Here is a 17,672-nt window from a genome sequence, read left to right on the forward strand (position 1 = left end):
TTCTAGTATTTTTATTTTTTATTATCCACTGTAAGGTCTTTTAATGCATTCCCTAATTCGTTCATATCGTAATTAAGTTCTGTTTTAAAAGAATCCCAATTTTCATTAGCATCATTTTTATAATTGTCTAGTTTCATTTTCATCTCTTGATTTTTTTCTTCAAGTTGAATCACTTTGTTTTGATAACTTGAATCAATAGTTTTTTTACTGTCTTTCATTCTGACTTTTAATTCAGCAATGCGCATTTCATTTCGATTGATAGTACTGTCAGTGCTAATTTTAAAAGCTTCCCATTCTTTATTTTGAGTAGTGCTTTTCACCATCACAGATGTTCCTTCTGATTCGTCAGTGTTAGCTTCTATTGTTTCTTCTTCTGTAGTTTGTTTACACGAAACTAAAGTCGTTCCAGTAATCAATAGCGCAAACGCTAGGGTATAGATTGCTCTTTTCATGTTGGTTGTGTTTAATTATTATTGTATTTTGTTACTACAAATATCCCCCAATAAACAATAATTTATATTACAATACTTTTATCTATTATTGTGATATTTACATATTATAGTTTAAAGTATTACTTTATATAAAAAATCACCCTCTACTTGTAAAAGCAAAGGGTGATGGATGTAATTATAATGTAAAGTGTATTTTTTATTATTCTTAAATAGAGTTTAAAAAGATTCCTTTTTATATTACAGATTTAAATGATTTAATCAATGAGAATCAATTTAAAATTAGCAAGTTTTGGTATTAAAAATTTTAAAAATTAAAGCTGTTTATTCAAATCTAGGTTTTCAATAACAAGTAGTTTATTTTTTCTTTTCTGCAGCTTCCTCTTTTGCTTTTTCAAGAGCTTCTTTTTTCTTTTCTTCTTCTCGTTGCTTTTTCTTAAAAAATCCTCTTAGTAAGAAATTGTGTTTTGCTGCTTCCATATTTTCACTCAAACCTTTGGTTCCTTTTTGCAAGTTATTCATAGTCTTATCTAAGCTGTTTGCAAAATCTTCATCGGTTAATAATTTTGATAAAGCACCATTTCCGTTGTTCATATCGTAGCTAAACTGAGCCAGTTCTTGAGTGATTACACTAGCGTTTTCCATTGTTACCTGTGCACTTTTCATGATTTCGTCCATTTCTACAGAGGCAACAGAACCGATACGGCCATTTTCTGCAATCATTTTGTTAGAATGTGTTCCTGGAGAAATCGTTAAAACTTTATCTCCCATTAAACCATCTGATCCAATACTAGCTTTAGCATCAGTTTTAATGAATTTTTGAACGTCTTTCTCAATTGACATTTTAACTACCACTGTTGAGTCGGATATTAATTGTACTTCATCAACAGTTCCAATTGTTATTCCAGAAAAACGAACATTGTTTCCTACCATTAGACCGCTTACGTTTTTAAAGTTTGCTTGTAGGATGAAGGTGTTTCCAAAAAGGTTTTGTTGTTTTCCTATGAAGAATATTGTCGCTGCAAATACTACTAATGCACCAATGACGAACATTCCTAATTTCCAGATATGATTTGATTGCTTATTCATTGTTAATTGCTTTTGGTTTATTATTTATATAAAAAAAGAACGAACCCATTCTTCTTCACTGTTTTCTAATTCTTGATAGGTTCCTTCGGCATGGATAACACCATCTTTTAAAATCATAATACGGTCTGCAGTCATTTTGGCGCAAGCCATATCATGGGTAATAATTATTGAGGATGTTTTACGTTCCTCTTGAATACTTATAATTAATTCACTGATTTCCTTTGATGTGATCGTGTCTAACCCAGTAGTAGGTTCATCATAAAGTATAATTTCAGGTTTTAAAATTAAGGTTCTGGCTAAACCAATGCGTTTACGCATTCCTCCAGAAAGTTCTGAGGGCATTTTATCAATTGCTTCCGCAAGACCTACGCTTTCAAGAACTTCTTTTATTTCGCTTTCAATTTCTGCTTCAGTAAGGGAGTCAAAATGCCTACGAAGAGTAAAATCTAAATTTTCTCGAACCGACATAGAATCATATAACGCAGCATTTTGGAAAAGAAAACCCACTTTAACCCTGATTTTATTGAGTTCTTGCGTATTGAGTTTGGTGATGTCTTCTCCTAAGACTTTTATTTCTCCCTCGTCAGCTTTTATCAATCCTACAATACATTTAATTGTTATGGATTTACCAGTACCTGATTTTCCTAGGATAACTAAATCTTCACCTTTATTTACTGTAAGGTTAATACCTTTAAGAACATGATTGTCTTCGCCAAAGGTTTTGTGCAAATTTTTAATTTCAATTGCAGCAACGTTATTGTTTGAATTATTGTTTAGAGTTTGTTGTTGAGTCATATTAAAAGAATAAATCGGTTATTTGAACGGCTAACATGTCAATTATAAATATGGTCAGAGAAGCAGTAACTACGGCAGAATTTGCTGCTTTACCAACGCTTTCCGTTCCGTGATCAGCAGTAAATCCTTTATAACAACCTATGATTCCAATAAAAAATCCAAAGAAGATGGTTTTAATTGTTGCAGGAAATATATCTGAAAAGGTTAATATTTCGAAAACTTTAGCGATATATAAATACAAGCTAGTATCCCCGTGAATGTTGACACCAATATAACCACCTAAAATTCCAATTACATCAGCCAATATTACTAATAATGGAACCATAAAAGTTGTAGCTAGTACGCGGGTAACCACCAAGTATTTAAAGGGGTTTATAGCTGCAACTTCCATAGCGTCTATTTGCTCTGTTACTTTCATAGAACCAAGTTCGGCTCCAATTCCAGAAGCTATTTTTCCAGCACATATTAATGCTGTAATTACAGGTGCTATTTCTCTAATTAAAGATAATGCTACCATACCAGGCAACCATGATTCTGCACCAAAACTAACTAGAGTAGGGCGGGATTGTAATGTTAGTACAAGTCCCATTATAAATCCAGTAATAGCCACTAAGGGTATTGATTTATAGCCTATTTTATAACATTGTACTAAGCACTCTTTAAATTCATAGCGAGGGGTTAAAACCTCTTTAAAAAATCTCGTGATAAATAGCGTAATGTCACCCACATCGCTAAAAGTGTTTTTTATATATGTAGTCAAAACGATCCGTTTTTAATATTAATAATGGAGTAGGAATGCGCGGTCTCAAACACTATTTTTGCGCTATTAAAATTGCGTACTAATTTTAATCTAAAATTTATACAGCACTAATAAAAAAATTGTCTTTAAACGACTTGATTTCATAATGTTCTGTATTGATAGAAAAATATTGTTCACTCAACATAAGTTGTTGATTGTCTGTCAATAAATCACGATTACTATAAATTGTATCGTAATACGTTTTCATTACTTCATTTTCATTGATCTCACAGCTAGAAATCAATTTTTTAATGTCTTTATAGATAAAGTTGTTTTTTACAGCGAGCCAGAACTTACTAACCGAATTAAAACTGCTTTTATCTTGCAATGGAGTTCCGCCAAGTTTTATAATTTCTTTGCTAAGTTCCATTTTACATTTTTGGCTTGTTTTTTGAAAATTTTCAAAAGCCTTTTTTAAACTGTAGTTAGTAATATCTCTTGAAGCAACTTTGTATCTTTCTATACGATCATTGTTGATTATTATAAATGAATTTAATACGTTTATGGCTATTTCTGGATTCATATTTTTACTATTAAAGAGTTTAACTTCCTTTATTTTTGATACTGTAAAGTTCTTTAATTAGTAGGGCAAAGCTGTTGCAATACTTTATGATAAAATTATAATATTAACACTTTTTATGATAAAAGGCCTGTGTTTAAATATTTGTTAGTTAGTGAGTTATGCCTGTTTTTTAATTTAAATCCCGAATAATATTATAATTATATTTATAATTATATTTGGTTATCCTTTACCTGTTTAAGTTCTTGAAATACAATTAGGGTCTTGTTCTGCAATATCAGTAGGAGGGATTTCTCCCGAATAAGTTCGGGTATAAACTGCTGTAAACTCAGCACCAAAAAATAATATCATTGAAGAGTAAGAAACCCATAAAAGTATTAAAACAATTGATCCTGCTACTCCATAAATAGATCCAGGTTCAGCAGTACTGAAATAATAAGCTAAAAGTGTTTTACCAATCGTAAACAAAATTCCTGTTACAAATGCGCCTAGCCATACGTGTTTCCATCTAATTTTAGCATCAGGTAAGATTTTAAACATTAATGCAAAAAGCGCTGAAATAATGGCAAGTGAGAAAATGAAGTTAATAATGTTATATAGAAAAATAGTAGAATCGTGGGTGTAGACTTTAAGCCAAGTTCCCATACTAGAAAGTAATGTTGATACCACTAAGGATACCGTTAGTAAAAAAGCAATGGCTAGGATTAATCCAAATGAGAATAAACGTGCTTTTATAATATGTCTAAAGCCTTTTTGGGTTTTGAGTTTTACTTTCCAAATCAAATTTAATGTTTTTTGTAATTCTACAAATACTGCTGTAGCACCAAATAGCAAAACGGCAACACCTATTATACTTCCCCAAACAGTTGATTTTTCTTCGGTAGATTTGCTTAAAATCTGACTGACTTGTTTTGCAGTCTCAGAGCCCATTGTACTGGATATTTGACCCATAATATTCTCATTAACACTAGCTGCACCAAAGAAATATCCAGAAATAGAAATTACCAAGACTAATAAGCCAGGAATACTAAAAATAGCATAGTATGCAATTACAGCACTTTGTCTAAACGGATCTTTATCATTCCACTCTGTAAATGTTGTTTTTAAAAGCTGAAAAATATGTTTTATATTGAATTTCATGGGGAGGTTTTTTTAGAATTACTAGGTGATAAAATGTTGCGTAAGTATTTCTATTGATTATTAACTAGTTTCGATTAACGATAATACAAAATTCTATATTTAGGATACAAATAAGTTACAGGCAAAATTTATTTTATTATAATATTCTCATTTTTAGTGATTATAGGTCGTAAAAAAGGGCTGTTTTGAAACAAAACAGCCCTTTTACCAAACCAAAAAACCAATTTATAAAATGCAGCACTACTAATTATATGAAGTCATTAGTAGCTACACTGCATTACCTTTACTAGTTTAGATACCTTCTAAGTTTCCAAGCTGTAGATTCGTGTTGTAATAATGATGAAGTTAGGAAATCAGCAGTACCTGCGTCGCTATTTTCTTCCTCTGATGTAGTTATATCTTTTCGTAATTGCACTGCAATTGCTTCGTGGTCACTTAATAATTCTTTAACCATATCTTTTTGAGCAGGATAAACATTTGGAGATTCTTTTAGTCTCGTCATTTCAGCAAACTCAGTCATTGTTCCTATTGTTTTTCCTCCTAATTTGCCTATTCTTTCAGCAATTTCGTCAATATTCACTTCTAATACTTTGTATTGATTTTCAAAAAGCACGTGCATTTCCATAAAACTTTCTCCAGATACATTCCAGTGAAATTTTCTAGTTTTGGTATATAACGTCATTGCATCAGCAAGTGTTAATGAAAGTAAATCAATGCTGTTTTTTAAATTTTTATCTGTAATTCCAATGTGTGGTTTCATAATAATTGTTTTTATTTATATTAATATAATCTGTTTATGATAATCTTATCTTTTTTTGTCGGCAACAACTAGTAAAATTCCGCCTACTACGAGTACAATTCCTACTACTGGAGACCATTGTACAGGATGATTTTCTTCTTTATTGATTTCGATAGGACCAATATCAACTACTTTCTTTTTAGTAACATAATTAAACCCGGTATAGAATACCATTATTGCTCCTATTACTATTATTGCGATTCCTATTGATTTTGATTTCATCTTTAAATGGTTCTTTTTGGTTCATAAATTCTTAATAAACAACAATCATTTCGTTACTTAAAGGCAGTAAAATTATAATAATGATTAAAAATTTTTGCCCTTTTAAAAAATAGTAAGCTATCTATTTATGCTAAATAAAGTAACTTATTTGTTGTTCGTTATTGCTTTAACAAAGGTAGTTAACAAGCTAAGAATAGGCTTTATACTATTACTTTCAAAAGTTATAGTATTTACTGATTTGTATTTTTAAATACATAGACCTTATAAATAACTTAATTATATATCCAAAATTAAGTAGAGATGAAATTGTATTTCGACTTGGCGACAAATAAGAAAAATGAGTTCAAATAGCATTGTATTTGTTTTACTGTAATAAATCGAAAGAGCGGTACCCATCAAATGATGAATACCGCTCTTTTACCAACCAATATAATAAACTATTTAACTAACTCTAATCAATTTTTTATTTACAAACTCTTGAATTCCTTGCTCAGACAATTCACGACCGTAACCAGAACGTTTAGTTCCTCCAAATGGTAAATCAGCTTGTGTCCAAGTAGGGGAGTTAATAAATACCATTCCTGAGTCTATTTGATCAGCAATTTTAATGGCATTTTTAATATCTTTAGTATAGATTGATCCTCCCAATCCAAAGGGAGAGTCATTAGCTAAATCAATTGCTTCCAGCTCATCTTTAACTTTATAAAAAGATGCTACAGGTCCAAATAATTCTTCGTAGAAAGTCGGTTCGCCTCTTTTTAAATTAGTCAATAAAGTAGGTTGCATATAAGCCCCTTCTTTAGATGCTCTTTTTCCACCCACAACTACGGTTGCTCCAGCAGCTTCGAATTTTTTCACTTGCTCTAATAAACCTTGTAATGCTTCTTCACTGCTCAAAGGACCAACATCAGTACTTGGATCCATTGGGTCTCCTACTTTTAAAGCAGCAACTTTAGCAGTAAATTTTTCTAAAAATTCATCGGCTATAGCTTCAACTGCAATAAATCTTTTTGAAGCTACACAACTTTGACCGTTGTTATTCATCCTTCCAAAAATTGCTAAATCAACTGTTTTATCAATGTCTGCATCGGCTAAGATGATAAAAGCATCACTTCCTCCTAATTCTAGAACGGAACGTTTAAGGTTTTTACCAGCAGCTTCGGCCATACTAGCACCAGCACCTTCACTACCTGTTAAGGATATTCCCTTGATTCTTACATCTTCAACTAATGCGGTACTTCTTTTACCCGAGATCATTAAATTAGTGTACAAGCCTTCTGGTGCCCCCGCTTCTTTAAACAACTCGTCTATTGCAATTGCACACTGCGGAACAATTGAAGCATGTTTTAATAAAATAGTATTTCCTACCATTATATTAGGAGCAGCAAAACGTACTACTTGGTAGAAAGGAAAATTCCATGGCATAACGCCAAATAATACTCCAATTGGACTGCTTCTTACAAAAGCTTCTCCTTGTTCAGGGCTTAATTTTTTATCAGCCAAAAAGGTTTCGGCATTGCCAGCGTAATAATCTAATATGCTCGCACTAAGATCAATTTCCCCTTCTGATTGAGCAAAAACTTTACCCATTTCTAAAGTAATTAGTTTGGCAAGTTCTGTTTTTTTAGCACGCATTAATTTTGCTACTTTATGAAGTATCGTAGCACGTTCTTTATAGCTGGTTTTTTTCCAGTCTTTAAAAGTAGTATTTGAAAGTGCAATAGCATCTTCAACTTGCTTGTCAGTCATTTCATCAAATGATTTTATGACTTTATTTGTAGCGGGGTTTGTTGTTTGAATAGACATATAATTGTAAATTTTAATTAATAAAATATTCAACTACGGGATTCTGATTTTTAACACTACCTAAAGTAGTAGTTTCTCATTATATAACCAGAAAATAATGCGGTTGAATTCTGTTTTATAAAATTACAGCTATCTGAGGTAAACGAGTTTGAAAATAAAGTTAAATCTCGTTGGAATTAATATTAATAATAATACAAAATTTAACATTAGGTAATAATATTTGTCTTTCTTATTGAGTCTTAATGACTGATTTACAATTGTTTATTTGTTTTTATTGCTAATAATACTGCGTTAAAATGGTTTTTGGTTTTTATCGAATGTGTGGTGTTTTCGAATAAAAAAGACCAATTACCACTTATAAAACGGATTTTATTAGTGGTAATTGGTCAATTATATAAGGAATGAAAATTATTTCTTTCTTTCAAATGTAGTTTCCCAATCCATTGATTTGATTCCAGAGACTTTGTTTTCTTCATTCATGTAAACTCTAAGCTCTTTATTTGCTACTTCTTTAGTGTACAAAGCTTTGTATCTAAATATGGTTGTTGCATCATCGTAGTCTTTATAGATTTCAGTTAATTCAATATCTTTAAAATCACCATAATATTGTCGGTAACGGTTGCAGGTTTTTGAAAGCTTTTCTAAAGTAATATTATTGATAATACTTTGTGTAGCTTCATCAGTACTAAAAGGTTTGAATTTTGATGTGTTACAAGTCATTAGAATCCTTTTTCCTAATTCATAAGCTCTTGCTTTTTGTACATTATCAATTGCTGATAGTGCAAGCTTGTTTAAACCCTTTTTTTCAGGTTCAGTGGCTCTAGTTGTTTTAATTGTTGTCGATTTACATCCTGCTAACAGAATTAAGCTTAGGATAATGATAATTTTTTTCATCTTATTTCGCTTTAATTTTTAATAATATATTGGGATCGGGACAATTGTCTAAATAGTAAGCCAATTCCTTTTTACTACAAACTCCAGGATAATCGCCTGAGTACTTTTGAATATCATGAATAACTTGAAAATGCAAGTGAGATGCATAATCTCCGTTTACTACTGCAGCTCCTAAAGTCGCAATTTGCTCTCCTTTTTTGAAATTAACTCCTACCGATAATCCTTCAAGGCTTTCCATCGATAAATGTCCGTATAAGGTATAAAAAATATGTTCTTGTGACTGATGTTTCAAAATAATAGTTGGTCCGTAATCTCCAAAACCCGAATTATATTGAAAACTATGTACTGTACCCTCCAAAGCCGCTAGGATAGGAGTGCCTGCTTTTATCCAAAGGTCCAAACCAATGTGCATGTTACGCTCCTCCGTTTGTTCGTCCTTAAAGATAGTACTTCTTTTGTAAATATTACGCTCTTCATTATAACCACCATAAGCAACTTTAGCATGATTAGTTGCTAATTGCTTCTCTATGTAATTTTCAAAATCAGTAGCATTGCCAAGAGATTCGTTTTCTAACGATTTATTAGTAACCGATAAATCAAGCGGAGTATAGTTATTCTCAGAGATGCTTTCTGGAATTACGGCAACGTCTAAGGTATTATGTAATATCGTTTCAAAAATGGTCATGGATAGTGTTTTAATTAGAGTGCTAAAATAAAAAAATTAAAGCCAACATAAAAGATATAGGTTGGCTTTAAAGGGTATAATTTGTTTTACAGCGATTAAAATGAGCTATAAGTAACTTTTTGGCTATCTCTAGCAATCAATAAGTAAAGGAATTACTTTTTAATTATTTGACAGCAATTAAATCTACCATTTCAATTACTGGGTCTTTTGAAAGTAATGATCCTGCGTTAGCCATCAAGGCCTCGGCAATTTTTCCTTCAAGATGTGCTTTTCTTCCAGCTTCAGTTTCAAAAGTATCAAAAATACCAAAAGTTGATGGTCCTAATTGCAAACCGTACCAGTTAACAGTATCTGGTTCGTCTAATACTAACGGTAAAGCACTTTTTAAAAATGCAGCAACTTCTTCTTCTTTTCCTGGTTTAGCTTCTAATCGTGCTAATAATGCATATTTTTCCATGATGATCTATTTTATTTAGACAATAAAAGTACTACTAATGACTTTTACATTTATATAGTTTAACTATTGTTCAATCTAAAATTTAACAACTAGCCATTCTAAATGGTTTAATGAGTAATTTATAAAAACAAAAAAATCCCAAACTAAATAGCTTGGGATTTGAATTATATAATTAACAATGCTTAGTATAAATTAGGAAACTTAGCAGGATTTACCTCGCTCATCATTGCATAGACTTTTTCGTAAATATCTTCAGTAGAAGGTTTAGAGAAATAATCTCCATCAGTACCGTAAGAGGGTCTATGTGCTTTTGCAGTTAATGTTTGTGGTTTGCTGTCTAAAAAGTTGTAACCATCTTGTTGTTCAATGATTTGTTGCATGATGTAAGCCGAAGCTCCTCCTGGAACATCTTCATCAATTACTAATAAACGATTTGTTTTTTTTATACTTTCTACTAAGTCTTTATTGACATCAAATGGGAGTAAAGACTGTAAATCGATAATTTCACAATCAATTCCTATTTCAAGAAGTTCTCTAGCGGCTTGCTCTACTAATCTTAATGTAGATCCATAAGAAACTAAAGTAATATCAACACCTTCTTTTATTGTTTCTACAACACCAATTGGGGTTTTAAATGCTCCGTAATTGGTAGGAGTTTGTTCTTTTAATCGGTAACCATTTAAACATTCGATCACTAAAGCAGGTTCGTCACACTCTAATAAAGTATTGTAAAAACCAGCAGCTTTAGTCATGTTTCTAGGAACAAGTACATGAATTCCTCTAACGGCATTTATGATCATTCCCATAGGAGAACCAGAATGCCAGATTCCTTCTAAGCGGTGTCCACGAGTACGTATAATTAGTGGTGCTTTTTGCTTTCCTACTGTTCTATATTGTAGTGTCGCTAAATCATCACTCATGATTTGAATTGCGTATAACAAGTAATCTAAGTATTGTATTTCGGCAATAGGGCGTAAACCACGCATGGCCATTCCAATTCCTTGTCCTAATATAGTGGCTTCACGAATACCAACATCGGCAACACGAAGTTCTCCATATTTTTCTTGCATTCCTTCTAAACCTTGGTTAACATCACCAATAGTTCCAGCATCTTCACCAAAAATAAGCGCTTCAGGATATTTTGTAAAAATAGCATCAAAGTTATCACGTAAGATCATTCTTCCGTCAGCTTCTTCTTTGTTACTTTCATTATAAGTTGGCAACACTTCTGCTACTGAGAATACATTCAAATCAGAGTTGGAGTGCAAGTGACTGCTAAAATTGGGTTGTGTTTTTACAGTATAATCGGTGATCCATTGTGATAATTTGGCTTGACCACCTTCATTAATCAACAGTCTCAACGTTTTACGCGCAGCAATTAAAATCTCTTTTTTCAAAGGATCCTTAGTGGTTTTTAATTGTGCAACTAGTTTTAAAATTGCTTCTTGCTTTGTGCTGTTAGCCGCTAGTTCCTCTAATAAACTAACTAGCTCTTTTTGCTCTTCAACAATAGGATTGATAAAAGCTGCCCAAGCTGCTTTTTTACCTTCTAATACTTGTTTTTTAGCATTGGTATCAATTTCATTCAATTCCTCTACAGATGCAATATTGATGGCAATCATCCATAAACGCATTTGTCTAATACAATCAAACTCTTTTTCCCAAGCTAAACGGTTGGCGTCTTTATATCTTTCATGAGATCCTGATGTAGAGTGTCCTTGCGGTTGTGTCAACTCATTTACATGAACTAAAACCGGAACGTGCTTTTCACGAGCAACAGCCGAAGCTTTCTCATAAGTAGCAATCAAATCAGTATAATCCCAACCTTTTACTCTTAAAACTTCATAACCATCAGCGTTAGTATCGCGTTGGTATCCTTTTAATATTTCTGAGATGTTTTCTTTTGTAGTTTGGTGCTTAGCGTGTACTGAGATTCCGTATTCATCATCCCAAACACTAATAAGCATAGGTACTTGTAATACTCCAGCAGCATTTATTGTTTCAAAGAATAATCCTTCTGAGGTACTTGCGTTTCCTATGGTTCCCCAAGCAATTTCATTACCATCTATGGAGAAATTAGCTTTGTTTTTGATTCCGCTAACTTTTCTATATATTTTAGATGCTTGCGCCAATCCTAATAAACGAGGCATTTGCCCGGCGGTAGGAGAGATATCAGCACTTGAATTTTTTTGTTTTGTTAAGTTTTTCCAAGAACCGTCTTCGTTTAAACTATGGGTAGAAAAATGTCCGCCCATTTGTCTTCCTCCTGACATAGGTTCTTTTTCAATACTTGTATTTCCATACAAACCAGCAAAAAACTGTTCAACAGTTAATTCGCCTATTGCCATCATAAAAGTTTGATCACGATAATATCCAGAACGGAAGTCACCATTTTTGAAAAATTTAGCCATTGCTAGCTGTGGCACTTCTTTACCATCTCCAAAAATTCCAAACTTTGCTTTTCCAGTTAAAACCTCTCTTCGTCCTAATAAACTACATTCTCTACTAATCATAGCAGTCTTGTAATCGTTCAAAACTTCAGTTTTAAAATCTTCGAAAGTCAAAGTAGTATTAGCTTTTTCTTTTATCATAATTGCAAAGTATAACTTAGTGGTGCAAATTTACTTAAAAAGTGTTGATTTTCATAATTGATTAAAGGAAATATAATTTAATATTTGCTATATAATTTTCAGTATAAATATTATTTTTTTTGATATGTGTAATTTAATAGTGCTTTTACTGATGATAATTTAATTTAATGGTGCTAAAAATATCATTTTAAAACCATTTTCGGTTAAATAAATTGATTAAAATTTTTGGAGATAATGTAATAATAAACCTGATTTTTTCATTGTATTTGTTTTGCCCTATTTCCCAACCATTTGAAGAGTATACCGGAAGGTAGATTTCAAAATAATCAGGAACCAAATTAAGCCGTACGCCACTGTCAAATAAAAACTGTTCTTTTAGAGTTTTATTCTTGATGAATCCTGCATCACCGTAAATTTCGAACCAATTAAAAAGAGCATAACTCCCGTTTAGTGTTGTAATCCATTGGTTTGCGTAAGCTGTGTTTAATTTCGATTTAAAACCTCCCTCGGCTACAATTAATTGCTGACTAAAAAATCCCGTACTTTCTGAACGGCCGTAGTAATTGTAATCAAACAAGTAATCAGTAGGCCTGTCTAAAGCAAAACTGTAGTAATCAGAATTGGTTTTGTTGTATAAAAAACTTCCCGCATACAAACGCAAGCTAATTTGATGGTTGTTCTCAAAAAGTTTTCGGTATTCAATCTCTGCTGCTAGTTTTCCAAATTGGCTTGCAAGTTGCAAATCAGTCATGAAACTAAGGTGGTTAGTCACTTCGGTTTTCGTATTGAAATACTTGGCGTTAAAAACAGAATAATTTTCGGCTGGTTGATTGGCTAATAGTAAACTTTTTTCTTTATTGACTAAAACTTGCCTTACATGAATGAGTTGCTTTCTATTGTCTCTATAATCTTCCTGCCTAATTCGCAGCTGTACAGTAGGGGTTATTCTTAAGTATGTGGCATCTGGTGCGTAATGAAAATAAGATCCTCCAATGGAATAACGCACATTATATAGTTTACTTTCCCGATAATTTTGATTCACCACAAATGAAGCCGAACCTGAAAAAGACCTCGCCTTTGTAGAATAAGCAGGATTAACATCAAATAGAAAGGGTTTTTCAAGAATGGTTTTATTATGCAGCCGCAATCCAGGTGATAAACCATCGTAGAGGTTATAGGAGATTGAAGGGACATATAAAATTTGGTTGTAATACGGATCCTCTAAATCCTTCATAAAGACAAATTTTATAGGGCGATTATTGGGAAAAAAACCCTTTAAAGTCTTCCAGTTGTTTCTTAAGTTGTATTCCGGAACTTCATTTTTATAGTTTAAAACTAGTTTATCGGCTGCTTTTCGTTCAATAGTAAAAATAGTATCGCTACTCTTTGGCTCCAGCCATTTTTTAAAGACAATGCCGCTTTTATTGATGCCATAAATAGGTACTGGAACCACAACTCCTGTTCTGTTTTTAATGGTAAAGGACACGCTATCTTTGGTTTTTGTAGCAGGGCCAAATTTATAATCAACTAAATCTCTTGAGTTGATAATGGTCTTGAAAAACCAATTGATATCCTTAGTAGTATTCGATTTTAATAAACTTTCAAAATCGTGACTGTTTTGCTGCTTGAAAGCATTGTTTTTATAAAATGTTTGAATACTATTGCCCACAATGTTGTTGCCTAAATAATTATCTAAGAAACGTAAACTGAGACCGGCGCGGTATTTACTAGCAATTTGTTCATTAAATTTGACCAAAGCATTTTTAGAACTTGCCAGCGGTTGGTCCAGGTTTTTTCGAGCCATTAACATATAGAAATAACTGTATTGCTCGTTAAAGTCAAGATTGGTCAGGTTATAACTTTTTAATATTTTAAAGCGAGAGGTGCTCCCCAGCATTTTACTCTTTGGATGATTGATTTCTATGTATTTCATCATCGCATAAACTTGAATTCCGTCATAAATCCAACTGTCTTGACGGTTATCAAGACGCAAACTGTTTTTTAAATACGCATTCAAATAGGTCTTTAAAAACTTAATCTCATAAGTGAATTCATTCGTAAACGGACTAATAAATGCCGGTAATTGATTCAGTCCATAAAACGGATTTCGATCATAATCCGTTTGCGAAACGATTATTTTGTCCTCAGGATATTTTCCTATAAAATCAGTAGTAAAACTTACCACACGGTCAATAAGTAAAGCTTGCTGAATGGTACTAATTTTAGTTTCTTTAATATTAGTAAGGACTTCTAGCGCATCATTTTTAAAACTATAAAACGAGGATTTGGGCGCTATAAAAAGACCAAAATTGATGTTGTTTTTTCCGCTAAGGCTATAAGTCGAATATTGAACATCCTGAGATAATAATTCCGTTTTTAAATCAGAGGTTACTTCTTGACCCAGCGGAACCTTTAAAGTAATCTCTAAATCAGTAGCGCCATTAACAATATCGTCTAGATTTTCATTGCTATAGAGTACAAAATCATGATTCTCATAGCGGGCAGGAGTGAGGTACCAGTTTTTTAAAACCAGAGCACCCGACTCTTCATAACCAAATTTAGTAAACTGAGCACTAGGGATCTTGACGGTATAAGCAATCTTTAGTGTAATATTTTCATGTGGAAGTAAAGGTTGTCTTAAAGTAATAGATACTACATCAGGATTTTTATCAGTTCTATTCCAGTTGTAATAGAATTTACCAGTATCCACAATACTTATAATTGTTGTTTTGCCTCTTTCGGCTTCTTGAGCCAAATGGAAACCACGATAAAACTCATCCGAAAAACGTTTAGCCAGCGGCGTATTCACATCTGCATACGCGTTATTCCAATCGTTTAAAACCAATTGGTATAGCGTATCATTAGAATCATTTACAAAAGTAAGTTCCTGATCAATTGTTAGGGTTTTAGTATCCATATTTGCCGTTACAACCATCGCAGTGTGATGTTGTGCATACTGTTTCATGGGAAGGCATAAAACAAAAAAGGAAAGCAAAAATAAATAATGTGATTTCAAATAGAGTGGGGTTAAAATGCTTTCCTAAGGTACATTTTTTTTACCACGCTTTTAAAAAAGGCCAAAAAAAAAGCTGTTTTATAAAAAAAACAGCTCTAAGCTTAAAAGTTAGGTTTCAAATTGTATTTCTTATAGAAATTATCTAAAACAGTGACCACTTCGTCCTCCGTATCTACAATTTTTATTAGTTTTAAATCATCAGGACTAACCGTTTCAAAACGTTCAATTAACATTGTTTCTACCCATTGCATTAAACCCGACCAAAAACTAGTTCCTACTAATATGATAGGAAATTTAGCAATTTTCTTAGTTTGGATTAAGGTAATCGCTTCAAACAATTCATCCAAAGTTCCAAAACCTCCTGGCATAACCACAAAACCTTGTGAGTACTTTACAAACATCACTTTACGAACAAAGAAATAATCAAAATTCAAGTTTTTATCTGCGTCAATATACGGGTTAAAATGTTGCTCAAACGGCAATACAATATTCAACCCCACCGAAGTACCACCACCAAGATGCGCTCCTTTATTACCAGCCTCCATAATTCCAGGCCCACCACCAGTAATCACACCATAACCAGCCTTACTGATTTTATAGGCAATTTTCTCAGCTAATTTATATGAATCATGATCCGGTTTTGTTCTAGCCGACCCAAATATAGACACACAAGGACCTATGCGCCCCATAGTTTCGTATCCATTAACAAACTCGGCCATAATTTTAAAAATAGCCCAACTATCATTTGTTCTAATTTCATTCCAAGTCTTCTGTTTCAATCGGTCTTGGATTATTTTATCCTCATCATTGTCAAAATCTTCTAATCTCATTTCTTATTTATTTTTAACGATTATTATCTGGAGCTATTTCCTGCTGTCTACTGTATCTTTTTATTTTTATAAAGAAAAAAATAAAAAGGATGCCGTGACCATCAGGGCTAAAAATCCAGAATACTAAAGTACTTCTTTTTTTAAAAAACTACGCGCAAACTCTTTTTTTATTTTAGAAAAAGCTTAGGTTTTGCTTTATAATTCTTCCATTAAATAATCAAAAACAATACCATTTAATGGAATTTAAACAAGAAAAAACTTAATATTTAATGTTGAGATGAGAAAAAGAGGTGTATATTTGATGATATATAGAAGTTGTGCGTCAGTTTAGCCAAACTAAATCAATTAAAAAAGATGAAGATAATATATAGTTTGTTTAATCTTAAAAAGTATGTTGACAGAGATTTTAATTTATTTTTAAACAATAATGAGTTTAAGAAATTTATTAATAATGTTGAAGATATAACAATCAAATATAGTTCACTAGAATTTTTCAAACCAAATAATCTTAAAGAAGAACAAATTGGTTATCGATTTAATCATTTGGGAAAATCATTATTAGGAACAAATAAAGGAGATTGGAAAAAAAATTGGGTTGCTATTGGTTATGATGGAATTGGAGATCCAATATTTGTAGATTTTGAAAAGCCAAATTTACCAGTTTTCACATCCGAACATGACGAAGACGAATGGAATGAAAAATATATTGCTATTTCTCTAGACAATTTTAAAAAAATTCTAGATGATTTAAGAATATTAAAGCAAAAAGCAGAAAATGGAATCTCCAAATTTGAAGTAAACACTTTTTTGGAAAAAACGAAAAATGAAAATAAATATATGGATGTGGAATATTGGAAAATGTTCCTAGATAGTGAATAAAACCGAACGCACAACAGCGGTTTGCATAAATGGCTAAATATGTGGTAAATTCACGTTTATCTTTCGCAAGAAATTATATCTTAGCCGAAAATAATCGGTTACGAAGTTCGCCACTTCTGCAAGCCGCGACACGTTGGCAGTAACTTTAGCGCCGAAAAACGAGAAACAGAAATCATATAGAAATGGGAAAACTAAATATCCAAAGAACAAACGAATTTAATAATAGAGTTAGACATTATCGAATTTATATTGACAATAAAAAAGTTGGAACAATTGAAAATGGCGAAAACAAAGACTTTGAAATTGAAGAAGGAAAACATGTAATTGAAGCCAAAATTGATTGGTGTGGAAGTCCAAAAGTACATTTAGAAATTAAAAATGGAGAAATAAAAAGTTTAAAAGTTGGAGGTTTTAAATACGGAAAATGGTTAATACCAATTTCTTTAGTCTTTATTCTATTATCTTTTTTGCTAGAATATTTATATGACTTTGAATATACTATTTTTCTAGTTTATCCTGTTTTGTTACTTATGGTTTATTATTTAACATTTGGTCGAAATAAATATCTGACCTTAACATCAGAAATCTAAAGTATTAAGAAAAGCTACTGCCAACAGCGGTTTGCAAAAATAGCGAAATATGTGGTAACATCATGTTTATCTTCCGCAAGATATTTTATCTTATCCGAAAATAATCGGTCA

Annotated in this window: 17 protein-coding genes; 2 read left to right on the forward strand and 15 right to left on the reverse strand. The window is 32.0% G+C overall.

Going from position 1 to position 17,672, the window contains the following annotated elements; genetic code table 11:
• Positions 1-11 precede the first annotated feature (11 nt).
• From HNP99_RS04870 to HNP99_RS04940, 15 genes are all read right to left on the reverse strand, one after another.
• A complete protein-coding gene (locus tag HNP99_RS04870; RefSeq protein ID WP_173851883.1) occupies positions 12-452 on the reverse strand; it encodes a sll1863 family stress response protein in 441 nt (146 codons plus the stop codon).
• 354 nt (positions 453-806) lie between these two features.
• Positions 807-1,538 carry an MlaD family protein gene (locus HNP99_RS04875; RefSeq protein ID WP_173851885.1) on the reverse strand — a complete coding sequence of 244 codons (732 nt, stop codon included), beginning with the start codon at positions 1,536-1,538 and terminating at the stop codon, positions 807-809.
• Positions 1,539-1,562: 24 nt separating this feature from the next.
• Positions 1,563-2,333, reverse strand: coding sequence for an ABC transporter ATP-binding protein (locus HNP99_RS04880; RefSeq protein ID WP_173851887.1), 771 nt, complete (start codon positions 2,331-2,333; stop codon positions 1,563-1,565).
• Between the two features lies 1 nt (position 2,334).
• The gene (locus HNP99_RS04885; RefSeq protein WP_173851889.1) at positions 2,335-3,093 is read right to left on the reverse strand and encodes an MlaE family ABC transporter permease; all 759 of its coding nucleotides are present in this window, start codon (positions 3,091-3,093) and stop codon (positions 2,335-2,337) included.
• A 97-nt stretch (positions 3,094-3,190) separates the two neighbouring features.
• The gene (locus HNP99_RS04890; protein WP_173851891.1) at positions 3,191-3,655 is read right to left on the reverse strand and encodes a PA2169 family four-helix-bundle protein; all 465 of its coding nucleotides are present in this window, start codon (positions 3,653-3,655) and stop codon (positions 3,191-3,193) included.
• A 234-nt stretch (positions 3,656-3,889) separates the two neighbouring features.
• A complete protein-coding gene (locus tag HNP99_RS04895; RefSeq protein WP_173851893.1) occupies positions 3,890-4,792 on the reverse strand; it encodes a YihY/virulence factor BrkB family protein in 903 nt (300 codons plus the stop codon).
• Positions 4,793-5,078: 286 nt separating this feature from the next.
• Positions 5,079-5,552 carry a Dps family protein gene (locus tag HNP99_RS04900; RefSeq protein ID WP_173851895.1) on the reverse strand — a complete coding sequence of 158 codons (474 nt, stop codon included), beginning with the start codon at positions 5,550-5,552 and terminating at the stop codon, positions 5,079-5,081.
• A gap of 45 nt (positions 5,553-5,597) precedes the next feature.
• Positions 5,598-5,813, reverse strand: coding sequence for a hypothetical protein (locus tag HNP99_RS04905; protein WP_173851897.1), 216 nt, complete (start codon positions 5,811-5,813; stop codon positions 5,598-5,600).
• 441 nt (positions 5,814-6,254) lie between these two features.
• Positions 6,255-7,619, reverse strand: a complete 1,365-nt coding sequence (locus tag HNP99_RS04910; protein WP_173851899.1) for an NAD-dependent succinate-semialdehyde dehydrogenase — start codon at positions 7,617-7,619, stop codon at positions 6,255-6,257.
• A gap of 408 nt (positions 7,620-8,027) precedes the next feature.
• Positions 8,028-8,513, reverse strand: a complete 486-nt coding sequence (locus HNP99_RS04915; protein ID WP_173851901.1) for a hypothetical protein — start codon at positions 8,511-8,513, stop codon at positions 8,028-8,030.
• A 1-nt stretch (position 8,514) separates the two neighbouring features.
• Positions 8,515-9,198 (reverse strand): peptidoglycan DD-metalloendopeptidase family protein, encoded by a 684-nt coding sequence (locus HNP99_RS04920; RefSeq protein ID WP_173851903.1) that lies wholly within the window; start codon positions 9,196-9,198, stop codon positions 8,515-8,517.
• Positions 9,199-9,361: 163 nt separating this feature from the next.
• Positions 9,362-9,655: a putative quinol monooxygenase gene (locus HNP99_RS04925; RefSeq protein WP_173851905.1), complete on the reverse strand. Its 294-nt coding sequence runs from the start codon at positions 9,653-9,655 to the stop codon at positions 9,362-9,364.
• Positions 9,656-9,837: 182 nt separating this feature from the next.
• Complete coding sequence (locus HNP99_RS04930; protein WP_173851907.1) at positions 9,838-12,246, reverse strand: alpha-ketoacid dehydrogenase subunit alpha/beta; 2,409 nt, start codon at positions 12,244-12,246, stop codon at positions 9,838-9,840.
• 187 nt (positions 12,247-12,433) lie between these two features.
• On the reverse strand, positions 12,434-15,211 hold the full coding sequence (locus tag HNP99_RS04935; protein ID WP_371810439.1) for a gluzincin family metallopeptidase: 2,778 nt from the start codon (positions 15,209-15,211) through the stop codon (positions 12,434-12,436).
• Between the two features lie 152 nt (positions 15,212-15,363).
• Positions 15,364-16,092, reverse strand: coding sequence for an LOG family protein (locus tag HNP99_RS04940; RefSeq protein WP_173851909.1), 729 nt, complete (start codon positions 16,090-16,092; stop codon positions 15,364-15,366).
• Positions 16,093-16,446: 354 nt separating this feature from the next.
• Here HNP99_RS04940 and HNP99_RS04945 point away from each other — a divergent pair, with 354 nt between their 5' ends.
• Positions 16,447-16,971: a hypothetical protein gene (locus HNP99_RS04945; protein WP_173851911.1), complete on the forward strand. Its 525-nt coding sequence runs from the start codon at positions 16,447-16,449 to the stop codon at positions 16,969-16,971.
• 182 nt (positions 16,972-17,153) lie between these two features.
• Positions 17,154-17,561, forward strand: a complete 408-nt coding sequence (locus HNP99_RS04950; RefSeq protein ID WP_173851913.1) for a hypothetical protein — start codon at positions 17,154-17,156, stop codon at positions 17,559-17,561.
• Positions 17,562-17,672 lie beyond the last annotated feature (111 nt).

This window comes from Flavobacterium gelidicaeli (genome assembly GCF_013294005.1).
GTDB lineage: Bacteria > Bacteroidota > Bacteroidia > Flavobacteriales > Flavobacteriaceae > Flavobacterium.

Coding starts and splice junctions, on each gene's coding strand:
- HNP99_RS04870 (WP_173851883.1), bottom strand. CDS start 452: ATGAAAAGAGCAATCTATACCCTAGCGTTTGCGCTATTGATTACTGGA.
- HNP99_RS04875 (WP_173851885.1), bottom strand. CDS start 1,538: ATGAATAAGCAATCAAATCATATCTGGAAATTAGGAATGTTCGTCATT.
- HNP99_RS04880 (WP_173851887.1), bottom strand. CDS start 2,333: ATGACTCAACAACAAACTCTAAACAATAATTCAAACAATAACGTTGCT.
- HNP99_RS04890 (WP_173851891.1), bottom strand. CDS start 3,655: ATGAATCCAGAAATAGCCATAAACGTATTAAATTCATTTATAATAATC.
- HNP99_RS04895 (WP_173851893.1), bottom strand. CDS start 4,792: ATGAAATTCAATATAAAACATATTTTTCAGCTTTTAAAAACAACATTT.
- HNP99_RS04900 (WP_173851895.1), bottom strand. CDS start 5,552: ATGAAACCACACATTGGAATTACAGATAAAAATTTAAAAAACAGCATT.
- HNP99_RS04905 (WP_173851897.1), bottom strand. CDS start 5,813: ATGAAATCAAAATCAATAGGAATCGCAATAATAGTAATAGGAGCAATA.
- HNP99_RS04910 (WP_173851899.1), bottom strand. CDS start 7,619: ATGTCTATTCAAACAACAAACCCCGCTACAAATAAAGTCATAAAATCA.
- HNP99_RS04915 (WP_173851901.1), bottom strand. CDS start 8,513: ATGAAAAAAATTATCATTATCCTAAGCTTAATTCTGTTAGCAGGATGT.
- HNP99_RS04920 (WP_173851903.1), bottom strand. CDS start 9,198: ATGACCATTTTTGAAACGATATTACATAATACCTTAGACGTTGCCGTA.
- HNP99_RS04925 (WP_173851905.1), bottom strand. CDS start 9,655: ATGGAAAAATATGCATTATTAGCACGATTAGAAGCTAAACCAGGAAAA.
- HNP99_RS04930 (WP_173851907.1), bottom strand. CDS start 12,246: ATGATAAAAGAAAAAGCTAATACTACTTTGACTTTCGAAGATTTTAAA.
- HNP99_RS04935 (WP_371810439.1), bottom strand. CDS start 15,211: ATGAAACAGTATGCACAACATCACACTGCGATGGTTGTAACGGCAAAT.
- HNP99_RS04940 (WP_173851909.1), bottom strand. CDS start 16,092: ATGAGATTAGAAGATTTTGACAATGATGAGGATAAAATAATCCAAGAC.
- HNP99_RS04945 (WP_173851911.1), top strand. CDS start 16,447: ATGAAGATAATATATAGTTTGTTTAATCTTAAAAAGTATGTTGACAGA.
- HNP99_RS04950 (WP_173851913.1), top strand. CDS start 17,154: ATGGGAAAACTAAATATCCAAAGAACAAACGAATTTAATAATAGAGTT.